The organism is Desulfoluna sp., assembly GCF_030145185.1.
Taxonomy (GTDB): domain Bacteria; phylum Desulfobacterota; class Desulfobacteria; order Desulfobacterales; family Desulfolunaceae; genus Desulfoluna.
The window spans coordinates 1-23,557 of record NZ_JAQYWB010000080.1 but is presented as its reverse complement, the minus strand read 5'-3'; the positions used below and the strand labels follow the sequence as shown (position 1 = coordinate 23,557).

Here is a 23,557-nt window from a genome sequence, read left to right as displayed (position 1 = left end):
CTTGAATTCGTCTGAGATCTGGGTGCTGGATTGTATGGTGGCGGTCTTGCCGCATCGGTTGCATCTGATTCGCATGGATATCTTCCTTTCACCCCCAATCTATTGTGCATAATCTGGATCGTCAAAGGCTATCTTGTGGTTTCCGGTCAAATGGTCGTTGACCTGGAGGAGGATGTTCCGGATGGGGACGATCTCGTTTTTTTCATAGACGATATCTGCCTTGGCGATGTCTCCGAATCCGCCTCGGGCTTCCGCCGGGACGATGCTGGCCAGGGCCGGTGGGATCCGGTGGGCGGCGATGATGTCATCTCTCGAGATGTTTTTGATTTTTTCCAGTTCGTCCTTGGTGGAGAAATCCCCCACGGGGATGATCTGGACGTCTTTTTCTCTGCCGTTGGGAAGGTGAAGAAAGAGGTTCCGGAAGTTGCCCAGCTTCTTGGAGGACTTCACGGCATCGCGGATGGCGTTTCTCTCTTCATCGGCCAGGTTGGCGGCGGAGGTGTAGAAGATGTAGCCCAGGTGTGCGCCGTTTAAATAGTAGCGCCGCCGGAAGAGGGTGGCGTCTTCGTTTAAGAGCATGGATTGAATGGCCCCCAGATACGAAGGAAGCCCATAGATGGTCTGGGCCACGTCGTAGTTCTTTACGTGGATTACCTCCCCGGGTTGAAAGTCCGTGCGGCTTCCGTCCACGTTGAGCATGCAGTACTGCCCGGGCTCTTTCATCCTTCGCATGTTGATGGCGGGCAGGTGGATCAACCCGATCACTTCCCCCATCCAGTTGGTTACCTTCTGAAAGTAGGCGTTTAGAAAGGTCACGTAGTCCGTGACAAAGGGAAGCATCTGCCGCATGGGCAATGCCGCCGATCCCTTGAATGCCCGCATGATCATGTTTGCTTTGAACTCCAGGAGCGGCCCGTGATAGGCATTGGCCCCCCGAAGCCTGGCAAGCCCCGAAAGTGATACCGGCGGGCTGTAATAACTCCCGTTGTCCAGGAGCCAGATCCCCACGTAATCCGTCATCCGGTTGGCCATCACCGGTTCCGGATCCCCAAAGCTGAACGCCTCAATGGCCTTGTCTTCCTGCTTTTTCATCTTCAGTTGTTTACTCATGTTGCCTCCGGCGGGTCGCTTTTTGGAAAAAGCTCCGCAAAAACTTTTCGGTTTTAAAGAAGTGTTTATCTAACTTTTCAAAAGTTAGCCCCCCGGGAGGGTCCCCGAAGGGCCGCCGGAGGCATTCATCCCCTACAACACCTCCACGCAGCCTGTGGCCATGTGGTCGTGGCTGATGGGTTCGTTATCCAGGGCGTGCATGATGGACCAGGCCACGTCGGCGTGGCCGGTGGTGTCGGTCCGGTTGGCGGCGTAGGTGATTTGGCCGCCGGGGGTCATGATGCGCCGGATGGTTAAGAAGGCGTGGGCGATGGTTGTTTCCCGGGCGTCCCAAAGGATCCGGTTTGCGCCGATCACCTCCTGGGCTTTTAAGACCATGCGGGTTTTGCTGCCCACGGAATAGTGGATGGGGGTGGCCTGCGGGTAGAACTGCTTGACCGTATCGAACACGCCCATGCCGGGGCCGGTGACATCGATGCCCATGTACGTGAAATTGTATTTGGCGCAGAGTTTTTTGATCTCTTCGGCCTGCCAGGTAAAGGATTTTTCCACCCACTTGTGACGCTCCACGACCCGGAATTTTCCGCCGGGGGTGAGGGGAGGCATGACCACCACAAAGGAGGCGTCGTCCCGATGGCGTGAGGGATCGTAGCCGCCCCACACCGGGTAGTTCCCCAGGGGGCGCGGGGCGTTGTAATCAATGTCTGTCCATTCGGAGATATCGGCGGCGCACTCTTCCAGGTCGGCAAAGCGGAAGACCCCGAAGGTATCGTCCACGAACAGGCACATGAAGAGGTTGTCGAATTCGGAAGGGGAGTACTCCAGGTTGAGCTGGTTCCGATCGAAGAGGTTGCAGCCGCCTGCCTCGGCATCGTCCAGGGTGATGATCTTCCGCCAGGCCTGGTCCGGACAGAGAATGCCGGACTGCATTTCCTTGAATCCCGGGAATTCCACCCGCTTCTTTTTAAATCGCTGGTTGTATCGTTCTCCTGTCCATAGGTCGTAGGCGTCGTGGGTAACGGCGGACGGCGTGGAAAAGATAGTCTTTCGCCATTTCTTGTGAACGGCCATGCCGGAGGCGACCTTATAGAGTTCGTTAAATTTCTGAATCCAGAAAAACTCGTCAATGTAGACGTTGCCGGTGTAGCTCTGGGCGGACTTAGAGTTGTTGGAGAGGAAGTGAAGCTCCGCCGGGCCTTTTTCGGTATGCAGAATGATGGGGTTGCCCGAGAGATCGATATCAAAGTGCTGGCGTGCAATGCCCACAATGTACCGCCGGAACACCTCGGCCTGGGCCCGGGTGGCTGAGAGAAAAATCTGGTTCCGACCGGTGAGCACGGCGTCTTCAAACGCCTCCTGGGCAAAGTACCAGGTGGCCCCGATCTGGCGGGATTTGAGGAGCATCCGGAACCGGTGGTGCCGGGCTTCCCTCATTTCTATTTGATACCGGAAATAGTGCTTGTGGAGCTTTACCTCGAAATCGTTTTCCTTGATGCCCGTGACGTCGTTTTTCTTTTTGTTTCGTTTTTTGTTCTTTCCAGAGTCCCTTCCCTTTTCCCCGCCTGAATCCTTCCCCTGTTTCTCCCTTTTCTCCATCCACATGCGGCTTTGCCGGAGAGCCACCAGGCTTTTGGTGAGGCTGGCCATCTCGGCCAGGTCGAACTGGGTTTTCATCTCCTTCTCCGCCAGGAGGGTGAGCCGGCGGCTCATGGACTCCTCCGGAGCTTCGGACATAAGCATGTCGTCCCACTGCCCCTTGGTGCGCCAGTCATAGACGGTACGCAGAGGCACGTGGACGATTTCAGAGATCTCCTTGGGGGAGTGCCGTTTCAGGAAAAGGCGCTTGGCGGCGTCTTTTATTTCTGGGGGGTAAAGGCTCAAAGCTACCGCCTGTTATCCAGGGTTTCATTCAATCGGGCCGTTGAGATGGCGAAGTATTCGTCACTCATTTCAATGCCGACAAATTCACGATCTTCCAGCAGAGCTGCAACTCCGGTGGATCCGGAGCCCATGAAGGGGTCCAGAATTTTCCCACCCGGGGGAACGCATTGCACCAGGTGACGCATGACAGGGACGGGCTTTCCCGTCATGTGAAATTTTTCCTTGGGTTTCACCCGCTCCGAGATGCATCCGGGCCAGGGGCCGCCCCAGTGTGCCTTGATGGCGGCACCCTTGGTTCCCCAGACGACATATTCACATTGATGGCGGAAGTACCCCTTGTGGGGTGCGCGGCTGGAGTTGGTTTTGTCCCAGGCAATAACCCCACGCCAGATGAAACCGGATGCCTGCAGAACGTCTGTGGTGGATGGAAGCATGCGCCAGTCTGTGAAGCTGAGAATGTAGCCCCCGGGTTTGCAGACCCGGAGGCATTCTGACATCCAAAGCGTGCTCCAGAATTGCCAGGAGCGGACGTCCTTATTGTCTCCAACGAAGGTCGGATATTTTGAGTTGGCGTTATTTAGGTATTTTTGCTCCGGAGCGCTGGTCCTCTGGCCGTGTGTCATGCCGCCGGATGAATAGGGGGGATCCGTGATCACGGCGTCAAAGCTGTTGTCCGGAAGTTGTTGCAGCAGCCTGAGGCTGTCGCCATGAAGGCACTCAAAGGGGGCATTTCTATTCAATTCGTAAACCTCTTGATTAAGCATGGGTGAATTTCAAGCCCACCGTAGCAATTCCTGATCGTGCATTGGTTTTCTTTCATTCCGATAACGCGAAAATCGGAATGGCTTTCATGTACAGCCTTTTTCCTGCCTCCTATGGTTGGGCTGTTGATTCTCTAAAACCCAAGAAAACGCCCCTGCAACCAAGGAAAAAACATGCCCTCCTCCCTCGTGACTGATTGGAAATGTGTTGCCACCTCCGGCCCCACCGTGGACGGCCGGGAGATTCAGCCCCAGTGGCTTACTGATATGGCCGAGACCTACAACCCCGGCACCTACACCGCCAAGATCTGGATCGATCACATGCGCTACACCGCCTATGGATCGGTGCGGGAACTCAAGGCGGAAAAGGGGGACGATGCCGTCAAGCTTTACGCAAAAATTTCCCCCAGCCGGTCACTGCTTCAGATGAACCAGGTGTGGGAGGAGTACCTCCATTTTTCCATTGAGGTGACTGAGGATTTTGCCGGGACGGGAAAAACCTATCTGTCGGGCCTGGCCATGACCGACTCCCCCGCCTCCCTGGGCACCGATGAGATGCGGTTCTCCAAGATGAAGGGCCGGGAGTTCACCGCCCGGTATGCCGGTGAGCGGGTGCCGGATCTGAGCAAAGAGTTCACCCATGACGAAGAGCGCTTGACGATGAGTTTTTTCAAGAAGCTTTTCAGAGCCTTTAAAGACGAAACCAACGAAGACGAGACGGGAGACGACCCCATGAACACCGAACAATTCAATGCCGTCAAGGGCACCCTTGATGCAACGCAGCAGTCTGTTGCAGGCCTGGCCGAAAGCATGCAGACCTTTATGAAAACATTCAAGACACCCCCAGCCGAAGGCGGCAAAGGGGAGGGCGGAGAAGGCAAGGGCGGAGAGGAAGGCGGGGGCGGGGATTCCGCACCTGCAGGTGAGGATCAGTTCGCGGAGCTCAAGAAGAGCGTGGACACCATGGCCCATGCCTTCACCACCATGGCCACCCGCATGGAGCAGGCCGCGCCCGGCACCCCGTTTCGGGAATCGCACCAGCCGGCGGGAGAGCACGACGAGCTTCTGTAGCCACCGGAGAGCGTCTTCCCCCATCCCATTCATTATTAAGGAGCACCGACCATGAACAAGACAACCCGCCTCGCGTTCCACCAGATGGAAGCCCGGCTTGCCAAGACCTACGGCGTTGAAAACGTCCATGAGACCTTCACCGTGGAGCCCACCCTGGAGCAGAAGCTTCAGGACAAGATCGTGGAGCAGTCCACCTTTTTGCCCCGGGTCAACGTCCTTTCTGTTGACGACCTGGAAGGCCAGAACGTTCTGGGCAGCGCGTCCGGTCCGGCGTCTGGGCGCACGGACACCTCGGTGGACGGCAAGGAGCGGTCCCCCAAGGATCTTTTGAACCTTGTCGCCTCGGGCTACCGGCTCTACCAGACCAACACCGACGTCTACATTCGCTACGCCACCATGGACGCCTGGTCCAAGTTTCCCGATCTGGCCGAACGTTACCAGCGCTACGTGCAGCAGCGCATGGCCAATGACCGGGAGATCATCGGCTGGCACGGTACCAGCGCGGCCCCCGATACCGACCTTTCCGCCAACCCCATGATGCAGGACGTGAACAAGGGGTGGCTCCAGTACGTGCGGGAGAAGATGGCCGCCAATATCCTCACCACCGGCGAGAAGCAGGCCGGGGAGATCCGCATCGGCACCGGCGGCGATTTCGTGAACCTGGACCACGCCGTGCTGGAGCTGGTGGAGGGGATCCCCCAATATCTCCGCCAGAACCTGGTGGCCCTCATCGGCTCCGAACTGGTGGGCCGGGAAAAAACGGCTCTGGCCGTTGCCATGGGCCAGACCCCTTCCGAGAAGACCCTGACCCCGGCGGCCCTGGCCAACTTCGGCGGCCTGGCCTGGGAGACCCCCAGCAACTTCCCCGGGCGCGGTTTGGTGATCACCAGCCTGGACAACCTCTCCATCTATGTTCAGTCCGGATCCTGGAGGCGTCACATCAAAGATGAGCCCAAAAAAGATCGGCTTGAAGACTACAACAGCCGGAACGAGGGCTACGTGGTGGAGACCCCTGAAAAATTCGTGGCCGTGGAGTTCGACAAGGTGAAACTCCTTCAGCCCGACGGAACCACCTGGAGTTAGCACGCCAGGCGTGTCCATGGATAAGCCGCAAAGCGGCTTGAAACGCGGGCTATGAACGGGGGCCGGGGTGTTCCCTCCTGGCCTTGGCCCCCATTTCATTGAAGGAGAAAACCCATGTCGTTGATGAAACGATTTCAGGAACAGAAGAAAAAAGACCCCACCTATGGGACGGGAAACAGCTTTGCTGTGCTTGGCACCATGCCCGCCTCACCCATCGCCCGGCAACAGGCCGTGGCCGGGTTTGAAAAAGAGCTGGAAGATGACCTGGCAAAGCTGAAGCTGATCCGGAGCCGGAAGCAGAAAGAGGCCGAGAAGGCCGCACACCTGGTGCCCAAGTACCTGCCCGTGGTGGAGACCTTGAAGGCCTCCGGATCCGATCACCCCCTGTTGGGCCAGATCCTGGTGTGGCTCTTTGACATCGCCGATATCCACGGGGCCATGGCCCTGGCCTTGTATTGCATCGAGCACAAGGTGCCCATGCCGGAGCGGTTCCGCCGGGACCTGCCCATCTACCTCTGCGACACCATCACCGAGTGGGCCGAAGGCGAGCAGGACGCCGGACGGTCCGTGGAACCTTATTTCGGCCAGGTCTGCGAGCTGGCCCAGGGCTGGGACATCCCCGACGAGGTGAGCGCCAAGATGAACAAGCTCCAGGGCTTGGTGGCCATGGATCTTGAAGCCTGGTCCGATGCCGTTACCCATTTTGAATGTGCCGAAGAGTACGGTGCCAAGGTGAAAACCGTGCTGGGCAAAGCACGGAAGAAGCTGGAGAGCGCCGAAGCCATGGAGAAGGAAGCCACGGAGAAGGAGGCCACGGAGAAGGAGGCCACGGAGAAGGAGGCCGTCGAACCGGAAGAGCCCTCCACCGAAAGCTCCGAAACGGAGCAAATCTCCGGCACCGAATAGAGCTCCTACACCCACCGGCTGACCCGCCGGGCGGAAGCGACATTTTAATGCCTGCTTTTGGCCCAGGCGGGGGCCGGTCCAATTCACCCTGTTTCCCGCATGGGGAACAGGGTCATGAGGCCACACCATGAGTTTTACAGCCTTTGCAGACGAACTCCCCAAGGGGACGATGATTCAGAACGCCGGGTTCTGGCCGGACATCGACCTGGCCGCATTCCAGGAAGCCTACCGGCTCCCCGGGGAGTACCGGGAGGCCATGCTGGCAGATCGCCTTCGCCTGGGAATGCTCTGGGCCAACGGCGAGCTTGCCGACTTTCGGGCGGCCCAGGCCACCGCCGGCATCGAGCGCCTGGCAGAGGTCCCCGTGGATGACGGGGAGATGCTGGGTGATATCCACCCCAAGGTGCTGCAATACACCCGCGCCGTCTGTTGCCACGCCAAGGCCCTTCTCCTGGCTGACTATGCCACCATGATGCGGAAGAGTGACGCCCAGTCCGACGCCAAGGAAGCGCCGGAGACTGCGGACCGGTGGTTTCGTTCAGCCCTTGAGGCCCTGGCCACTGTTCGGGGTTCCATGACCATTTTTGTGGAGGCTCTTTAAGAATGAAGAAATTGTCCGCCCTTGCCGCACACCTGCTGGCCCTGCCCGGCATTACCCGGGACCAGATGACCGCCTTTGCCGACCAGGGGAAACTCTCCCTTACCGGCAAAGACCTGGGCCACGGCCTGGAGGTGGGGCGGTTCCGGTATGACGCGGTGATTTCCATCGATCGGTGCCCCTCATCCATTGCCGAGTTGCTTCTCTCCTTCCTGGTGGTCTGGCTGGCCAAAAATGATGTTGAGCGTTTCGTTCAAGGCCTTGCCGACCCGGACGTGGATGTCTCGCTCTCCGACGACAACACCGTGGACGTGGAGATCTCCGTGGAGTTCGACGAGGCCCTGGTGATTGTCCCCGACCCGGAAGGGCCCCTTGCCTTTGAAGGCGCGCAGTGGCGTGTGGATGACGCAGGCATCAACGTGGCCGAGAGCCTGGCCGGGCTGGAGGCGGTTTGATGGAGATGATGGTTACGCAAGACCGCCGGGCCGTGTTGAAGCTAACCGATCAGATTGCGGTGCTTTCCATGGATACGCCCCAGCGCCGCCGCTTGCTGGCGGATATCGGCAGGCAAACCCGGAAGAAGACCCGCGAGAACATCCGGGGTCAGAAAACGGTGAGCGGATCAGGGATGACCCCGAGAGCCAACGCCAAGACCAAGCGCAAGATGATGCGCAAAATGGCCAAGGGGATGCAGACCAAGGTGATCAACACCCACAAGGCAACGGTGGGGTGGAAAAACGCCGGCCAGGCCAAGTTGGCGGATCGGCACCACCGGGGCGTCTCTGAGAATTGGAACCCCCGGAAAATGGCCAGGGTAAGTGGAACACCCGATTACACGAAACCCGCCACCCACGCCCAGGCCAGGGCCTTGAACAAGGAGGGCTTTCGCCGCCGGGTGGCAAGGACGCGGGGGAAGGGCGGGGCGGTTTTAAAGCGGATGCCTGCCAAGTGGATCATGGACAACATGACCCTGGGCCAGGCCGGGCTGGTCCTTCGCCTGATGCGGTACGGTACCCGCAAAGGGAAACAGAACTGGGAAACCAAGCCCGCCCCCCGGCCCATTCTGGGGGCCACCCCTGAAGAGGCCGACGCCTACCTGACCCAGATGGCCGAAGAGGCCCTGAAGCGAATACAAACCGCATAGGAACCCATCCGAAGGAGCTTAGAAAAAAATGTCACTTGGAATCGTACAGATCAACCGGCTCAACCTCATGCAGGGGCCACTCCCCGAGATTGAACGCCACTTCCTGTTTATTGGATTGGGCACCGTCAACGTGGGCAAGGTGCTTTCTGTTGGCACGTCCACCGATTTCGACGAAGCCCTGGGGGACACCGACTCCAACCTGAAAACCCAGGTGAAGGCGGCCATGGTCAACGCCGGGCAGAACTGGGGGGCCAGCGTCATGCCCATCGCCGCCGAAACCACCTGGGCCAATGCCGTGGACTACGCCATGGAGGTGGTGAGCTGTGAGGCCATCGTCATCACCGACGCCGTGGCCCAGAAAACCGATTTGGAGGCCATGTACACCAAGGCCCGGTCGATCCTGGCCACCTACATGCGACCCGTTTTCTTCATGGCCAGCGTGCGGGGTTGTGGAGCGGAAGAAGCCTGGGCCGATTACATCGCCGCGGTGAAGCCCATTGTCGATGGGGTGGCCGCCGATCAGGTGTGCGTGGTGCCTGCCCTGTGGGGGCCGGACCAGGGGACCCTTGCGGGCCGCTTGTGCAACCGGGCCGTTACCGTGGCCGATACCCCCATGCGCGTGGCCACCGGTCCGCTTGTCGGCACCTTCGGCGAAAAGCCCACGGACAAGGACGGGGTGATGATCACCATGGCCCACCTGAAGGCCCTGGACACGGTCCGTTTTTCCGTGCCCCAGTGGTACCCCGATTTCCCCGGTGTGTACTGGGGGGACTGCAACATGCTGGACGTGCCTGGCGGGGACTACCAGGTGAGCGAAAACCTGCGGGTGATCCAGAAGGCCATGCGGCGAGTGTATCCGCTGACCGTGGCCCGGATCGGTGACCGGCGGCTGAACTCCACGCCCGAATCCATCGCGCAAAACTCCAGCTATTTCATGCGGCCTTTGATGAAAATGTCCATTGGGTCACGCATCGGTAAGACGGTTTTCCCCGGGGAGATCCATCCCCCGGCCCGTGACGCCATCACCATCGTGTGGGTGGATAAGAACACCGTGCGAATCTACATGAAGGCGCGGCCCTACAACTGCCCCAAGGACATCACCGTGAACCTGATGCTGGACCTCTCCAGCTAAGCCAACGAGGAATCAATCATGAGACGAGTCAGTAACAGCAGTTTTGCCTTTACCCTGGGGGATTTTCGCCTTCGGGCGGAGAAGGCCTCCCTCTCCATCGAAGACGGGCGCAAAGAGGTGAAAGACGGCGGCGTGCCCAACGGGTGGGTGCCCGGTGAGGTGGGCGCCTCCGGAGACATCGAGCTGGACGCCACGGCCATGGCCATCCTTTCAGAAGAAGCTGAGGCCAAGGGCTCCTGGCAGGGCATCGAGCCGGTGGACCTTCAGTTCTACGCCAAGGGAACCAAAGAGGAAGAGCAGGTGGAGGCCTTCGGGTGCCTTTTGAACCTCAAGGACATCATGGACTATGACCCCACCAGCGACAAGAAGGCCACGGTCAAAATTGGCTACGTGGTGACCAGCCCCAACTTCGTGAAGATCAACGGGGTGCCCTACCTCGACCCGGCCAGGGTGGAAGGGCTTACGGACTGATGGATATCCTGGATCGTGCACAGGTTTATGAAACAGGGGAGCGCAACGCCGCCGTGGCGAGTGTCCGGGCGGCCCTTCCCACGGGCCCCAGCCTTGCGATCTGTGCGAATTGTGAAGAACCCATTCCCGAAGGGCGGCGCGAAGCGATGCCTGGTTGCACGCTTTGTCGGGAGTGTCAGGAAAAATTGGAGGCGATGCGATGAAACAGCCACGCGGTATGCGTAACCGCAACCCCGGGAACATCCGTCACAGGGATCAATGGATGGGCCTTGCCACCGAACAGCCGGACCCCTCCTTTTGTACGTTTATCACGCCGGAGTACGGCATCCGGGCCATGGGGAAGATCCTGATCAACTATCAGCGCCGTTACGATCTTTCCACCGTTCGGGAGATCATCCATCGGTGGGCCCCTCCCGTTGAGAACGACACCGACGCCTACGTGGCCCATGTGGCCGAAGCGGTGGGCGTGGATCCGGACGAAGCCATTGTGGTGGCCGAGACGTTAAGCAAATTAATTCCGGCCATCATCCAACATGAAAACGGCCAGATGCCCTACAGCGATGAGCAGATCGCGGCGGGGATTAAAATGGCCACCACCTGAAAGGAGAGACCCCCATGTTTTTAACTGCCATTGCAAGTTCCGCTTCCCACATCCTCGGACGCATGGCCCTGGCCATCGCAAGCGAGAAGATCCTCACCCGCCTGGTGATTATGGGGATGAAGAAGCTTTCCGCCCAGACCACCAACACGGTGGATGACGAGCTGGTGAAGATGATGGCCACGGAGCTTTCTGGCCGCAACCTGCCTGAAGCAGAAAAGGCCGTAGCCAAGTAACCACAAGGCCACGTTGAGGGGAAAAAGCTGTGACAAACCCGACCAATGAACCCCTGTCCTTTCGTGACCTGATTGACCTGGGCGCGAGATACATCTGGCCCCTCATCGTGTGCTGGAATGTTTATATGTTTCAGCAAATTGTCAGCCTGAAAAATGACAACTTTGATTTACGTCTGACGATGGCCCAGGAGTACAGCTCCAAGGCGGACATTGAAAAAATGTTCACAGATTTTGGGGCCCGATTTTCCGATTTTGAAACCCGTTTCGACAAACGCCTGGACGAACGCTTTTCCGTGTTTGAACAGCTCATCAAAAAATAACCGACGGAGTATGAACCATGGACAAAAAAATCACCCTGACCATCGACGGCACCCCCATTTATTTCAACGTCACCACCGCGAATCACGAACGCCTGATCAATGAGATGCAGCCGAATTCAAAGGTGGAGCCCACCCACAACTTTCTTGTGCGGAGCGTGACGGCTGAGAGCAAAGAGGCCTTGAAGCCCTTCCTTGAAAACCCCACCCATGTGATGGCCATCGGCACCCACCTGATGAACAAGATTGTGCCCACGATTGAGGTGGCGGTGGGGGAGTAGAACGGATTGCCGCCGGGATAGAGAACTCAGCTTTATCCCAGATGGCGGCCTTCTCCCGAAAGTGGTTTCCGGGGCGTGAGGTGACGTCCAGGTCCATGGGAGAGGCGCTCTTCCTTGAAAAGGATTATTGGGAGAAACAGCGTGTGGCCATCGCCGGTGGCGTGGCCATGGCGTTTAACGGAAGGTGAGGCATGGCAGACCAGCTACAAAAATTGATGTTCAGCATCGACCTGATGGACAAAGTCACCGGCCCGGCGGGGAAGATTCAGAACTCCATTCAGGGGGTGACGGACACCTTCAGCAAGGTGGCAGGCGGGGCCGCCGGGGTGGCCGCCGCCGGTTACGCCGTCTCTGCCCTGACCGCGCCGGCCAATGAGTTCAACATGGCCATCGGTGAGGTGCGCAGCCTGGACGTGGCCCAGGACTCCCTGGACCAGCTGGCGGATGAAGCCATTGCCTTCTCTGTTAAATATGGGGAGTCCGCAAAGGATTTTGTGTCGTCGTCTTACGACATCCAGTCGGCTATCGCCGGTTTGTCCGGACAAGAGCTTGCCTCCTTTACCAACGCTTCCAACGTTCTGGCCAAGGGGACGAAATCCGACGCCGCAACCATCACCGATTACATGGGCACCATGTATGGGATCTTTCAGGATTCCGCCACGTCCATGGGCAAGGCCGAGTGGGTGGAGCAGCTCACCGGCCAGACGGCCACGGCTGTTCAGATGTTCAAGACCACGGGCGCTGAGATGGCCGGGGCGTTCACCGCTTTGGGGGCCAACGCGACCTCCGCCGGGAGATCCCAGGCGGAGCAGATGGCGGTGCTGGGCAAACTCCAGGCCACCATGTCCGGATCTGAAGCGGGGACGAAGTATAAGGCGTTTCTTTCCGGGATCGGCGGTGCCCAGGACAAGCTGGGGCTCTCCTTCACGGATTCCAGCGGGCGCATGCTCGGGGTGATGGACATTCTGGGGAAGATTCAAGGCAAGTTCGGGGACACCCTGGACGTGGCCGAGTCCGACGCATTGAAGAAGGCCTTCGGGTCTGATGAAGCCGTGAGCATGATCAAGCTGTTGTCGGCAGATGTGGACGGCCTTGGGGATTCCATCAACCAACTGGGCGATGTCACGGGCATGGACAAAGCCATGACCATGGCCGATGCCATGGTGGACCCCTTCCAGCGATGGAGCCAGGGGGCCAAGGCCTTGCGCATCGGATTGGGGCAGGCGCTTTTACCGGTGCTGATCCCCGTGGTGGAGGGCATGGCCGAAGGGGCGGGGGCCATGTACAAATGGACCCAGGAGAACCCGACCCTCACACGTTACCTTGGGTATACGGTGATTGGGGTGGCAGGCTTAACGGCTGGGGTGGCTGCTTTTGCCGTGGTCGGGGGCGTGGCCAGTATGACCATGACAGGCTTCGGGGCCGCCATGACCCTGGTCTCCGGAGTGATGACCGCCTGGAGCACGGTGGCGGGGGCCGGTGCCACGGTCATGACCTGGTTGAATGCCGTGATGATGGCAAACCCGGCCTTGTTGATTGCGGGCTCGATTGCCGTTCTGGTGGGGGGCATCGCCGCCGCCATCTATTACTGGGACGACCTGAAAGCGGCCTTCCTGGACTCCACCTGGGGCAAGAACATCATGGGGTGGATTGATACGATTCTCGGGGGTTTTTCAAAGCTCTCCGGGGCGTGGGATTGGGTCAAGAACAAACTCTCCTGGGTGCCGGGCATGGGGGGCGAATCTGAGGCCGCGGTGTCCCCAACGATGACGGCCCTTGGCGCGGATCCCATGGTGGGCGTGCCGAAAACATCCCCCTCCCTGGAGGTACCCCGGCGCACGTCGATGCCGGCGGGCGGTGTGTCTCAATCCATTGCCACGGCTATCACGAATACCAGTGCATCATCTTCCCAGACCATTCACATCGGGCAGATCACCACGTCCCGCCCCATCAACGCACAGGAGGTCACCAGCCAGCTGGTGATGGCATCGTAAATGACCGCGTATCTTGATCTGTTAATCACAAACGACGACCTCACCCTGGACGTGGGGGGCAACCCTCTGCCCCTGACGGATCGGGATGTTATCGCCCAGGACCTGGTCCACATGATCCGGGAAGAAGGCTTTTTGCCGCCCCTGGTGGGCAACCGGAACCGGGGGCTGATTGATCGCACAAAGGTGGCCATCACCCTGGCCGTGGATAACGACGTGCGCATCGTGCCCGGATCCGCCGCCATTGACGAGGTGAGGGCCGGGGAATTTTATCTGAGCGCTGAGACCATGGACTTCGGGCCCATTGGCTTCTCTCTGGAGGTGTGATGACAAGCGTTTACGAACAGATGCTAACGGATGCGGGGATCCCCACCACCCAGGCGGGGATGGAAGAGGCGTGGCGGACCATCAATGACGAGGAAGAGGTGGGCATCGCCAACGATTCGAAGTGGTCCCCCTTTTGGCGGCTGATCACGGCCATTGTGACCACCCCGGGCATGTGGCTTGTTCAGCTCCTTGCAACGCAGGTGCTTCCCAACTTCTTTTTAAAGGATGCCACCGGGATCTGGCTGGAGTTGTTGTCCTGGGCCGTTGATCTTGAACGGAAGAAGGCCACGCAGACCCGTGGGGTGATCCGGTTCACCCGGGAAGCCGCCGACGGGGAGGTGGGGGTGGAGGCCGGGATCCTGGTGGCCACACCGCCCATTAACGGACAGATCTACAGGGTGAGGACCACGGAACAGATCACCATTGCAGATGGCGTGATCTCCGCCCTGGTGCCGGTGGAGGCGGAAAGCGCCGGCACGGCCCACAACCTCGGGCCAGGGTATTTTACCCTTTTGCCGGAGCCTGTTTTCGGTATTGCCGCCGTCTCCAACGAAGCGGACTGGATCACCATTGCCGGCGCGGACGCTGAGTCCGACGACTCCCTCCGGCTGCGATGCCGCAACCAGTTCTCCGCCGTGGGCCAGTACCACCATGATGCCGCATACCGGGCCGATATCTCCCTTTTTGCCGGTATCCAGCCCGACTTCGTGTGGTTCGAGCACGACGCCCCCAGGGGCCCGGGGAGTGCCAACGCCTATGTGATGATCGACTCCGGACAGCCGTCACAATCCTTTGTGGATGGCGTCAATGCGTACATTCGGGATCAGGGGCACCATGGGCATGGGGACGATATGTTGTGCTTTACCATGCCGGAAAAAGCGGCGGCATTGGTGGTGACCGTGTACCACGACGGCGTCCTCTCCGGAGAGAGAATCGCCGCCCTGAATCAGTCCGTGTCGGACCGGGTGCGGTTCGCTTTTCGTGAGAACCAGGATTTTTCGAAGATCACCCGGACCATGCCCTTTTCCCGGTTTTCGTTTTCCACCCTGGCCAATGAACTCCACCAGCAGCTCCCGGACCTAAAGTCCGTGGCCTTCAGCCTATCGGACATTATCAGCACCATGGAGATCCCCACGCTCTCATCCCTTACCGTGACCCTGGAGGTGGCCTGATGGCGGATTTGCCCGCTTTTGAACTGCCTGTTTGGATGAACAAAGGCGAAGTGGTCAAGCTGGCCGCCGCCGCCCACCGGTGGTTCACGCTCCTGGGGGAATGGGCCTTGTGGCCTCTGAAACAACTGGACCCCGTGACGTGCTGGGAAGGGGTGCTGGAGCTCATCGCCTGGCAGCGGGACATCGTCCGGTTCAAGGGCGAGCCCCTGGGCCTTTATCGCCTTAGAGTTCGGCACGCCTACGCCAACGCACGGGACGCCGGAAGTGTGGAAGGATTCAAACAGATTTTCGAGCGCCTGGGCATTGGCTACGTGGAGCTGGAAGAACGGATGGATGGCCGCGACTGGGACGTGGTGGCCATCCGCCTCTCCGACAACCAGCTTGCCGAAAACGAAAGCCTTTTATCAACCCTGATTCAACACTACGGCAGGACATGCCGCCGCTATGAATGGAAGATCATCACCACCATTCCCATGGAGATCCAGGTGGTGGAGTTTTCAAACGATCATTTGACCGAAACGGCCATATTGGAGGAGTAGCATGAGCAGTGCCATAACTATTGCCGGCCAGACTCGCATCAACCAGCTGAGGGGCGAAGAGAAACCCCTTGTCATCGATCGGATGGTGCTGGCCCTGGTCCCCGGCCTGGACCCCACGCAACCCGTGGACAGAAATCAGCAGATGCCGGATGCGGCCCATATCGTTCACACCTATACGATCCCGGCGGAGTTCAAGGGCTACGTGAACCCGGACCAAGTTGTTTACTCCATGATCCTGGGCTCTGATGTGGGGGATTTTTCCTTTAACTGGATCGGGACGGTGGAGGCGGTGACGGGCAAGGTGATCACGGTGACCGCGACGCCTTCGACGCCCAAAAGGAAAACCAATCTGGGGACGAACACCACGGGGAACAACATCACCCGGAACGTGATGATGCGGTTTCAGGATGCGCAGGCGCTGACCGGGGTGAGTGTGTCGGCGGAGACGTGGCAGTTTGATTATACCACGTGGATGGTGGCGAAGATTGGGGTGCATGATCAGGATGGGGGGGCGCATGGGGATATTCGGGATGATGTCGTTGCGTTGTTCAATCGAGGCATTGCGAAAATTGATTTTTTTGATTGCGAGATTCCGCCGGCGGGATGGTTGGAGGCTAATGGTAGCGAATGCCCGGTGACGGCGACAGCATTAAATGCCCTCCTCGCAGGACGGCATGGGGTGGGGCCGAATGGCCGTGGCTTGTTGCCAGATCTGCGAGGAGAGTTTGTTCGTGGATGGGATCATGGCCGAGGAGGGGTGAATATTGGACGGGAGCTTGGTAGTTGGGAGGCTTGTATGTTGGGTTCTCACCAACATGCCCGTACAAGCGACGGGAGGCTCGCACTGTCCATGGCTGGATGGGATGCTCAGTTTGATTTTTTATCCTACGTAAGTAATACAAATGATGCTTTTTATAACGGAAGCCAACTTACAGGGTTAACGGGAGGTGTGGAGACACGACCTCGAAACATTGCAATGCTTGTTTGTATCTATGCAGGGTTTTAGGGGGCAATAATTATGATAATTTATTCATGGGACGAAACAACAAAAGAGGCCCTATCCTTAGTTGATAAGCCTGACAATCACCCCAACCCCATTGGGCGGTGTGAAACGGATGTACCTACGCCCGAAAACGTCCCTACTGGGTATGTGGTCTGTGCTGTTTTGACCGACGAGGGATGGTTTTGTGCATGGGAAATGGTCATTGACCATCGAGGGGACGAATACTGGACACAGGATGGCGAAAAGCATTCAATTTCAGATTTGGGTGTTGAGGTGCCCACGGGTTGCCTTACGGTCCCCCCACCCTCCTCTTTTTATCCCAGCCATGATGGCTCGGAATGGGTTGTGGATTTACCCATGCTTGCCGAATCCCAAAGGCAAGAACGGGATGGAAAGCTGATGGGTGTCTACAGTCCCACCATCGAGCAGCTTGCCCGCTGGATCGATTCAGCCGAAGACAACCCCGCCGCCTTTGCCGACTACAAAGCGCAACGCACTGCCTGGCACGCCTGGGCCGATGCACTGTGCGACCTCCCCAACCAACCTGGGTTCCCCTGGCCTGATGGTGACGTCCCCTGGCCCGAACAACCCCCCAAGCCCATGAGGTACAAAGCCCCATGATGCAATTAGATGATTTTAAAGTCCCGGGGAAGAACCTGGTGGTGAAGGGCAACCTGGAGTTCCGGACGGAGGACATCGCCGGCGAAACATCGGGAACCGATGCCGTGGAGAAGGGGACCAAGCCGAAAATCCTTCGGGTGTCGCTTCAGATCCCCTTTACCATGGCCAAGGACCTGGGGGGCCTGATCAAGACCGCTGAGACAATGAGCGAAGCGGGAGCCCGGAAGATCTGGGCCATCACTCACCCCACAGCCAACGCGGTGGGGATCCGCCAGGTGCAGTTCGCAGAGAGTGTGAACTGGGAAGAGGCGGGGGGCCTTCAGCTCTGGAAGATCTCCTTTACCCTTCGGGAGTGCCTGAGCAACCCGGAGCGGGTGGAAACCCGGGCACCAGCCAAAGAGCCGGTAGAACAGGCGGCAACGGGGACAACCCTTCGGCCTTCTATGCGAAACGGTCGGGAGTCTGATTCATATGACGGGATTCTGGAAAACGCGGAGGCCCTGAAGTGAAGCTGGTAAAAAACCTGACGGTGGCCGGTGAGCCGGTGCCCCTGGTCCGGGAGCATGTGAGCCTGGATATCTCCACGCCTGGCCGGGCCGATTTGACGGTGATCAGCGAGAAACCCTTGTCGGGCATCGTCAAGATGGCCATCGGCGATGCCAGGAAGAACCCGGTGGTCTTTTTCACCGGGTTTGTCGTCCGAAGTCATACGGTGGACGCCAGGCAGCAGCGCCTTTTTTGCCGGGAGCTTTCGGCGGTGCTTTGGGGCTCATTGCCCGTGTCGATCCGGAACGCTTCTCTCCGAGATGTGCTGGGCGTCTACGCCCGAAAAACCGGGCTCTCCTTCGTGGTTCCGGAGGCGGCCTATGCGGACACCCCGTGCCCGGCTTTTCAGACCATCGCCAACGGGATCCACGGCCTGGATTCCATGGGTTCCGTGTTTTCCATCCCCAACTATATCTGGCAGCAACAGGGAGATGGCCAGGTCTTCGTGGGGGCCTGGGCGGACAGCCGGTGGGCGGGCAAGCCCTTCACCGTGCCGGAGCCCTTCTTCCAGGACGTCCAGCTTGACGGCACCAAGACCCTGCAGGCCATTCCCGGCTTGCGGCCCGGTGTGCAGCTCAACGGGCAGTACATCACAAGCCTGCAACTCAAAGAACACTTTATGGTGGTGACATGCGCGAAGCAATTAGACGTATAGTTCTTAGGATGTGGCCGGAGCTCTCCGGAGGTTATCACCTGGACCGGTACGCCCGTGTCGTGAAGATCTCCGATCCCCCGACGGCTGGAGCCGTCTGTGATCGGTTCCGGCCGATGTGGGCGGTGGACATCGAGATCCTGACCCCCGAAGGCGAGCCCGCCCCAGGATTTCCACGATTTGAAGCCGTGCCCCTTCCTGTGCCGGCGGCTGGACCGGATGCCGGGTTTTACCTTTGGCCCCGGCCTGGCACCATCGTTACGGTGCGGTGGATCGAGGGCCGCCCCGATCACCCCGTCATCCAGCACGTCTACCCCATGGGGTTGTCCATGCCGGAGGTTCCGGACGGGTCCGGACTCTGGCAGCAGCGCCCGGGCGTTCACCAGCGCCACGATGCCGCCGGCAACTGGGAGCGAACAACAGACCAGGACATCAAGGACACCGCCACGAACATCGAGGCCGTGGCCAGCGCCTTGCGAAGCCTTCAGGCCAAGACCGTTGAGGACACCGCGTCCGGATCCCGCACCGAATCATCGGGGGAGAAGACGGTGACCGTCTCCGGAGCCCATGCTGAAACCGTGGGCGCAAGCTCCACGGAAACCATCACCGGCCCCAAGACCATCTCAGCCGCCGCCGTCACCCTGGCCGCACCGGCCATCGCCATCGGGGCCCCCGGCGGCGTCTCTCTCCTTCCCACCCTGACCAGCGCCCTGGGCGCTATCACGGACTCCCTCACCGCCCTGGCCAGCCACACCCATCCCGGTGTGGGCCAGTCCCCCGCAGCAGCCACCGTGACCGCCAAGGCCACCGCAGTCGGCTCTGCAAAATCCGACATCGACTCCCTCCAGGGCTAAAACGCAAACCGGCGGCTGATTCAGCCGCCGGCACCTCTCCCATTCCCACGCCCCCTATCTGCCACCCTTCAATAACAACGGCCTTCACAGCACACGACACAGGCAAACTCCCCGCGCCGTTTTTTTAGTGCCGGCGGGAAATCGCCCAAAGCCCCGCCATCCGTGAAAAATCCCAGACCCTGAAAAAATTTCACTCCTCCACACCTCACCTTCGATAGTTTTGGAGCGTTTTTTTGCAAGGAAGGGGGTGGGTGCAACAGGGGGAGGGAGGCCCGTTGTTACAGGGCTTTCGTAGCTTTTCGGGGATTGCACAGTTTGCAAGGGTTGGCGGTTGTATGCGGTTTTTGAAATAGGTAAACTGCTTGTTGTTTTGTGGGAAAACATGTTTTTAAGAAAGGTTGTAGAATTTTTTGTGTGTATTCAAGATAAAAAACTTTCCCTTTTCTTTGGTATAAAAATATATTGGGCATAAATAACTCTTATGGTGGGTTTGTGTACTAAAAATGATGTGAGTTTATAGGGGGTGGTATGGGAGGGGTAAGCTGGGGAAATGATCAACTTGGTCGTAAAGAGGAAAGTGAATTTTTAACAAAGTATCTAATTGGTAAGTATGAAGACAGCTTTATAACGGTCGGTGGAGAATCGTTTGTTTTAAATATTGATGCAGAGTGGGGATTTGGAAAAACGTACTTTCTCAGAGAGTGGGAAAAAGATTTGAGAGCCCTAAACCCCGGCCACCCAGTGGTCTATTACAATGCATGGGAGAATGATTTTTCAAAAGATCCTTTGATTTCGTTCATATCTGAAATTAATACAGAGCTGAAACCATATTTCAACGATAATGCAGGGGCAAGAAAGTTATTATCAATGACCGTGAACTCCGCAAAAAAACTGTGGAGGCCTGCATTGCCAATTATTTTGGCGGCTCTATCAAAAAAGATAACAGGGTTATCGCTTGATCAAATCAATGAATATTTAGAGTCAGATGAAATTGAATTGGATGACATCCTACCTGAAGATGGCTTCTCCCAACCGGGTGATTCAAGTGATGATGAGGCTAAAGGCCAAAGAAAAACTGAAAAAATTGAAACAACAGTTTCCAGCGTAATATCCCAAGCGGCTACGGCAGCTTTGAAAGAACACAATAGCATAAAAAAAAGTACAAAAGAGTTTAAGAAAAATTTAGCAAAACTTATTGATGAGATTGCGGATAGGGAAGATAAACTAACTTTACCAATGTTTATATTTGTCGATGAGCTTGATCGTTGTCGACCCGATTATGCCATAGAACTGTTAGAGACCATAAAACATCTTTTTGGTGTAAGAGGCGTATATTTTGTTGTAGCAACAGCCTCCAAACAACTCGGTCATTCAATTAAGGCAGTATACGGAGAAGGTTTTGATTCAGAACAGTATCTGAAGCGATTCTTTAATCAGACTTATAGCTTTTTGAAACCCGATAATCGACCATTCGCAAATTTTATTTTTGATCGGTATAAACTCAAAGAGAAGCAAAATATATTTTCTCCTATTAGTTCAAAAGAAGAAGATGGAGATGCGGGGGCTGAACTTTTTGCAAGGTATTCGACATGGTTCGTTCTTGATTTACGAAGTCAAATTCAGGTGGTTGAACGGCTTCATTCGATTGTTGTTACAAGAAACCATGATGAAATAATTCACTTGGGATTTCTTCTGTTTTTATTAATGCTTAAGCAGGCTAATAGCGATCTGTTTGAAAAGTTCCGCATATTTTTAAATGAACCCTATTTTGAAGATAAAGCTTTGAAGTTTTTCGAAAGTGACGCTTTTGTAACAAGGATAAAAGGGGATTCCACTTTTTCTGAGTCTCTATATCAGTTTCGGTCTCACCAGAACAATGAATCAACTTATTCTCTTTCGGACATCGTAGGTATATATTTTATGTTAGCGGCATTAAATCAAGAGAGTTTTAGCGAAAAGATTAATAGACTATCAAATGAATCTAACTATCAGAAGAAGATCCAAAGTGTACTCATAAATGAATCAAATAAAATTCATAATTACCGTATTGACCTAATTTTAAAATCTTATTTCGATAGTGTATTGCAGGTGAATCAGTTTCATATCACACAATAAGTCACTTACCACAGAGCCACCCGGGGATGACCTTGCGGCGTCTCCGTTTATCGTTTCAGGAGAGTGATATGTTGGTTCTGGAATTGGAAATGTTGATCAGATGTTGATCAGGCAGGGCTGAAAGCCCCGTCATTGCTGAAAGGGCTCCGGTTCGATTCCCGCAGCTTTTACAGTGATGGGGGAGACTCACATCATCAAGGTTCTTGCCCAGATCCTGGGGAATGCATCACCCAAAAACCTGCTATTATGCCACGACGAAAGGTAGATCATAGGACCTTGAAGAGCCTTTGTTTGGCGGATTTCCGTTACAGTTCCGTTACAGTGGGCTGTAACTACCTGATATTTCATAGCAGTTGAAGAGACTTAAAATCCCTCGGTCGCAAGACTGTACGAGTTCGATTCTCGTTCCGGGTACCATAAAAAAATGAATGATTTCAGAATTTTAAAGAGGGCCTTTCGAGATAATCGGGAGGCCCTTTTTTAGTGAGAAAATTACAATAATGTGTAAAAATCGACAAACTTTACGGGTATTCCCTTACGATTACCCTACAGTTTGAAGTGGCTGCTGAGCCCTTATTTGCTGTCAGGTTCAGGCTTTGAGGTGGGCAGTGGTCCCAGGACAAATCGATTTGAAGCTTCGACCAGGTGTTCTGGGGAAAGGTGTGCATAGACCAGGGTACTTGTGATGGACTTATGTCGCATAAGATCTTGGATTGTCTTCAATGGTTCACCCTGCATGGCCATATAGCTGGCGAAGGTATGGCGCAGATCGTGGAAGCGATACTCTTCATACCCGGCTGCACGAACCGCTTTTTTAAATAGATTGCCCATGTGTGACACATCGGTCCAGCGCCAAAGGGTTTTCCGTTTCGGCGCCAACGCCATCCGCCCCTGGCATCGGCTCAATATTTCCCCGGCAGTGGGGTTAATGGGGACACGGGATTCTTCTTTGTTTTTTTGTTCTGCTGAGATACGAAGAAACCCCTTGGGGTTGTCGATATCATCATGTGAAGGGGTCAACCTACACTCTTGACAAAAGCTGTAGTCTTAAAAAAATCCCTTGAAAAAGTAATCAAGAATGATAACATTAAAGCCATGAAATGGACGGTAACCTTTTACAGCGATAAAGTGCGGGACGAAATCTTCCAGTTGCCGCCCAAAGTTCAGGCCAAGTTGATTCACCAGATGGAGATGGTTGAAAGTTACGGCCCCATGCTGGGCTTGCCCCATGCTGGGCTTGCCCCATGCTGGGCTTGCCCCATGCTGGGCTTGCCCCATGTGCGCCAGATGGGAGATGGTCTTTATGAGATCCGGGCAAAGGCACTGGATGGAAACGCGCGCTCTTTCTTTTGTGCCATGAAGGGGCTGGAGCTCATCATTCTCCATACGTTTTTGAAGAAGGCACAGAAGACTCCGAACAAAGAATTGAAGCTGGCGAGACGTCGGCTGAGGGAGGTGAAATCATGAGTCGCCCGACTTTCGGTGATTTTAAAAAAAGGGCCCTTGAGAACCCTGAAGTAAAGAAAGCTTACGATGAACTGGCTCCGGAGTTCGAGCTTCGCAGGAAACTGGTTGAGATGCGCCTGGCGGCAGGCCTCACCCAGGAAGAGATCGCGAAGCGGATGGGGACCAAGAAGAGCAACATTTCTCGGCTGGAAAGCGCCAGTGGGAAGCATTCCCCTAAGCTTGCCACCCTGAAAAGTTATGCGGAAGCGGCGGGGTTTACATTGGACCTTCAGTTTCACCCCACCCATTGAAAAGATTCAGCACCAACAAAAACCCCGATGCCCCTTAAAGCAGCGGGGTTTTATATTGTATCATCTTGCCTGTTGCATCTCCGGATACAAACTTTTAAACATCCCCCTCAACTCCCCCCTCGACGCCCCCCGGATCCTCTCCAACGCCTCCGAGGGAATATCCACCGCACTCGGTGACAAGGTGTGTGAAAACGCCAGGTCCATGACAAAGGTATGCCCGCACAGGGGGTTGGTGCAGCAGCAATAAAGCTGCTTGAATTCGTCTGAGATCTGGGTGCTGGATTGTATGGTGGCGGTCTTGCCGCATCGGTTGCATCTGATTCGCATGGATATCTTCCTTTCACCCCCAATCTATTGTGCATAATCTGGATCGTCAAAGGCTATCTTGTGG

The 23,557-nt window shown here is 56.5% G+C and carries 30 protein-coding genes; 25 read left to right on the top strand and 5 right to left on the bottom strand.

From position 1 onward, the window contains the following. Positions 1–99: 99 nt before the first annotated feature. The 3 genes from Q1Q75_RS19390 to Q1Q75_RS19380 form a co-directional block, all read right to left on the bottom strand. Entirely contained in the window at positions 100–1,110 is a 1,011-nt protein-coding gene (locus Q1Q75_RS19390) for a phage portal protein (protein WP_300674116.1), read from the bottom strand. 132 nt (positions 1,111–1,242) lie between these two features. Next, complete coding sequence (locus Q1Q75_RS19385; RefSeq protein WP_300674114.1) at positions 1,243–2,991, bottom strand: terminase family protein; 1,749 nt, start codon at positions 2,989–2,991, stop codon at positions 1,243–1,245. 2 nt (positions 2,992–2,993) lie between these two features. Beyond that, positions 2,994–3,755, bottom strand: coding sequence for a site-specific DNA-methyltransferase (locus tag Q1Q75_RS19380; protein ID WP_300674113.1), 762 nt, complete (start codon positions 3,753–3,755; stop codon positions 2,994–2,996). Positions 3,756–3,926: 171 nt separating this feature from the next. On the opposite strand from Q1Q75_RS19380, the gene Q1Q75_RS19375 reads away from it, so the two are divergent. From Q1Q75_RS19375 to Q1Q75_RS19265, 23 genes are all read left to right on the top strand, one after another. Continuing rightward, positions 3,927–4,823, top strand: coding sequence for a GPO family capsid scaffolding protein (locus Q1Q75_RS19375; RefSeq protein ID WP_300674110.1), 897 nt, complete (start codon positions 3,927–3,929; stop codon positions 4,821–4,823). 51 nt (positions 4,824–4,874) lie between these two features. Next, positions 4,875–5,906 carry a phage major capsid protein, P2 family gene (locus Q1Q75_RS19370; RefSeq protein ID WP_300674106.1) on the top strand — a complete coding sequence of 344 codons (1,032 nt, stop codon included), beginning with the start codon at positions 4,875–4,877 and terminating at the stop codon, positions 5,904–5,906. A gap of 114 nt (positions 5,907–6,020) precedes the next feature. Further along, complete coding sequence (gene gpM, locus Q1Q75_RS19365; protein ID WP_300674104.1) at positions 6,021–6,812, top strand: phage terminase small subunit; 792 nt, start codon at positions 6,021–6,023, stop codon at positions 6,810–6,812. 127 nt (positions 6,813–6,939) lie between these two features. Further along, the gene (locus tag Q1Q75_RS19360; RefSeq protein WP_300674101.1) at positions 6,940–7,413 is read left to right on the top strand and encodes a head completion/stabilization protein; all 474 of its coding nucleotides are present in this window, start codon (positions 6,940–6,942) and stop codon (positions 7,411–7,413) included. A gap of 2 nt (positions 7,414–7,415) precedes the next feature. Beyond that, on the top strand, positions 7,416–7,865 hold the full coding sequence (locus Q1Q75_RS19355; protein WP_300674099.1) for a phage tail protein: 450 nt from the start codon (positions 7,416–7,418) through the stop codon (positions 7,863–7,865). After that, positions 7,865–8,554, top strand: a complete 690-nt coding sequence (locus Q1Q75_RS19350; protein ID WP_300674097.1) for a hypothetical protein — start codon at positions 7,865–7,867, stop codon at positions 8,552–8,554. Before Q1Q75_RS19355 ends, Q1Q75_RS19350 begins: the two co-directional genes overlap by 1 nt. A 28-nt stretch (positions 8,555–8,582) precedes the next feature. Beyond that, entirely contained in the window at positions 8,583–9,686 is a 1,104-nt protein-coding gene (locus Q1Q75_RS19345; RefSeq protein WP_300674094.1) for a DUF2586 domain-containing protein, read from the top strand. Positions 9,687–9,704: 18 nt separating this feature from the next. Further along, positions 9,705–10,157, top strand: coding sequence for a phage protein (locus Q1Q75_RS19340; RefSeq protein ID WP_300674092.1), 453 nt, complete (start codon positions 9,705–9,707; stop codon positions 10,155–10,157). Beyond that, positions 10,157–10,360 (top strand): TraR/DksA C4-type zinc finger protein, encoded by a 204-nt coding sequence (locus Q1Q75_RS19335; RefSeq protein ID WP_300674090.1) that lies wholly within the window; start codon positions 10,157–10,159, stop codon positions 10,358–10,360. Before Q1Q75_RS19340 ends, Q1Q75_RS19335 begins: the two co-directional genes overlap by 1 nt. Beyond that, positions 10,357–10,758, top strand: a complete 402-nt coding sequence (locus Q1Q75_RS19330) for a hypothetical protein (protein WP_300674087.1) — start codon at positions 10,357–10,359, stop codon at positions 10,756–10,758. Before Q1Q75_RS19335 ends, Q1Q75_RS19330 begins: the two co-directional genes overlap by 4 nt. A 14-nt stretch (positions 10,759–10,772) precedes the next feature. Then, positions 10,773–10,991, top strand: coding sequence for a hypothetical protein (locus Q1Q75_RS19325; protein ID WP_300674085.1), 219 nt, complete (start codon positions 10,773–10,775; stop codon positions 10,989–10,991). A 29-nt stretch (positions 10,992–11,020) separates the two neighbouring features. After that, positions 11,021–11,311 (top strand): hypothetical protein, encoded by a 291-nt coding sequence (locus Q1Q75_RS19320; RefSeq protein WP_300674083.1) that lies wholly within the window; start codon positions 11,021–11,023, stop codon positions 11,309–11,311. Positions 11,312–11,328: 17 nt separating this feature from the next. Then, positions 11,329–11,589: a putative phage tail assembly chaperone gene (locus tag Q1Q75_RS19315; RefSeq protein WP_300674080.1), complete on the top strand. Its 261-nt coding sequence runs from the start codon at positions 11,329–11,331 to the stop codon at positions 11,587–11,589. A 191-nt stretch (positions 11,590–11,780) separates the two neighbouring features. Further along, positions 11,781–13,583 (top strand): phage tail tape measure protein, encoded by a 1,803-nt coding sequence (locus tag Q1Q75_RS19310; protein WP_300674077.1) that lies wholly within the window; start codon positions 11,781–11,783, stop codon positions 13,581–13,583. After that, a complete protein-coding gene (locus Q1Q75_RS19305) occupies positions 13,584–13,907 on the top strand; it encodes a DUF2590 family protein (RefSeq protein WP_300674075.1) in 324 nt (107 codons plus the stop codon). Then, entirely contained in the window at positions 13,907–15,079 is a 1,173-nt protein-coding gene (locus tag Q1Q75_RS19300; protein ID WP_300674073.1) for a baseplate J/gp47 family protein, read from the top strand. Before Q1Q75_RS19305 ends, Q1Q75_RS19300 begins: the two co-directional genes overlap by 1 nt. Beyond that, positions 15,079–15,618, top strand: coding sequence for a phage tail protein (locus Q1Q75_RS19295; protein ID WP_300674071.1), 540 nt, complete (start codon positions 15,079–15,081; stop codon positions 15,616–15,618). Before Q1Q75_RS19300 ends, Q1Q75_RS19295 begins: the two co-directional genes overlap by 1 nt. Position 15,619: 1 nt before the next feature. Further along, the gene (locus Q1Q75_RS19290; RefSeq protein WP_300674069.1) at positions 15,620–16,624 is read left to right on the top strand and encodes a phage tail protein; all 1,005 of its coding nucleotides are present in this window, start codon (positions 15,620–15,622) and stop codon (positions 16,622–16,624) included. A gap of 342 nt (positions 16,625–16,966) precedes the next feature. Then, entirely contained in the window at positions 16,967–17,242 is a 276-nt protein-coding gene (locus Q1Q75_RS19285) for a hypothetical protein (RefSeq protein WP_300674067.1), read from the top strand. After that, positions 17,239–17,751, top strand: a complete 513-nt coding sequence (locus Q1Q75_RS19280; protein WP_300674065.1) for a hypothetical protein — start codon at positions 17,239–17,241, stop codon at positions 17,749–17,751. Before Q1Q75_RS19285 ends, Q1Q75_RS19280 begins: the two co-directional genes overlap by 4 nt. After that, complete coding sequence (locus tag Q1Q75_RS19275) at positions 17,748–18,443, top strand: hypothetical protein (protein WP_300674062.1); 696 nt, start codon at positions 17,748–17,750, stop codon at positions 18,441–18,443. Before Q1Q75_RS19280 ends, Q1Q75_RS19275 begins: the two co-directional genes overlap by 4 nt. After that, on the top strand, positions 18,419–19,294 hold the full coding sequence (locus Q1Q75_RS19270) for a hypothetical protein (RefSeq protein WP_300674059.1): 876 nt from the start codon (positions 18,419–18,421) through the stop codon (positions 19,292–19,294). The genes Q1Q75_RS19275 and Q1Q75_RS19270 overlap by 25 nt, the downstream gene beginning before the upstream one ends. 528 nt (positions 19,295–19,822) lie before the next feature. Then, positions 19,823–21,409 carry a P-loop NTPase fold protein gene (locus Q1Q75_RS19265; protein ID WP_300674056.1) on the top strand — a complete coding sequence of 529 codons (1,587 nt, stop codon included), beginning with the start codon at positions 19,823–19,825 and terminating at the stop codon, positions 21,407–21,409. Between the two features lie 573 nt (positions 21,410–21,982). Here the strand turns inward: Q1Q75_RS19265 and Q1Q75_RS19260 are convergent. Then, positions 21,983–22,429 carry a site-specific integrase gene (locus tag Q1Q75_RS19260; protein WP_300674053.1) on the bottom strand — a complete coding sequence of 149 codons (447 nt, stop codon included), beginning with the start codon at positions 22,427–22,429 and terminating at the stop codon, positions 21,983–21,985. A 9-nt stretch (positions 22,430–22,438) separates the two neighbouring features. Here Q1Q75_RS19260 and Q1Q75_RS19255 point away from each other — a divergent pair, with 9 nt between their 5' ends. Together Q1Q75_RS19255 and Q1Q75_RS19250 are read left to right on the top strand one after the other, a co-directional pair. Next, positions 22,439–22,876 carry a type II toxin-antitoxin system RelE/ParE family toxin gene (locus Q1Q75_RS19255; protein WP_300674051.1) on the top strand — a complete coding sequence of 146 codons (438 nt, stop codon included), beginning with the start codon at positions 22,439–22,441 and terminating at the stop codon, positions 22,874–22,876. Beyond that, positions 22,873–23,166: a helix-turn-helix transcriptional regulator gene (locus Q1Q75_RS19250; protein ID WP_300674048.1), complete on the top strand. Its 294-nt coding sequence runs from the start codon at positions 22,873–22,875 to the stop codon at positions 23,164–23,166. The genes Q1Q75_RS19255 and Q1Q75_RS19250 overlap by 4 nt, the downstream gene beginning before the upstream one ends. Before the next feature lie 60 nt (positions 23,167–23,226). Here the strand turns inward: Q1Q75_RS19250 and Q1Q75_RS19245 are convergent, their stop codons facing one another. Beyond that, complete coding sequence (locus Q1Q75_RS19245; protein ID WP_300674046.1) at positions 23,227–23,493, bottom strand: ogr/Delta-like zinc finger family protein; 267 nt, start codon at positions 23,491–23,493, stop codon at positions 23,227–23,229. Positions 23,494–23,557: the final 64 nt, after the last annotated feature.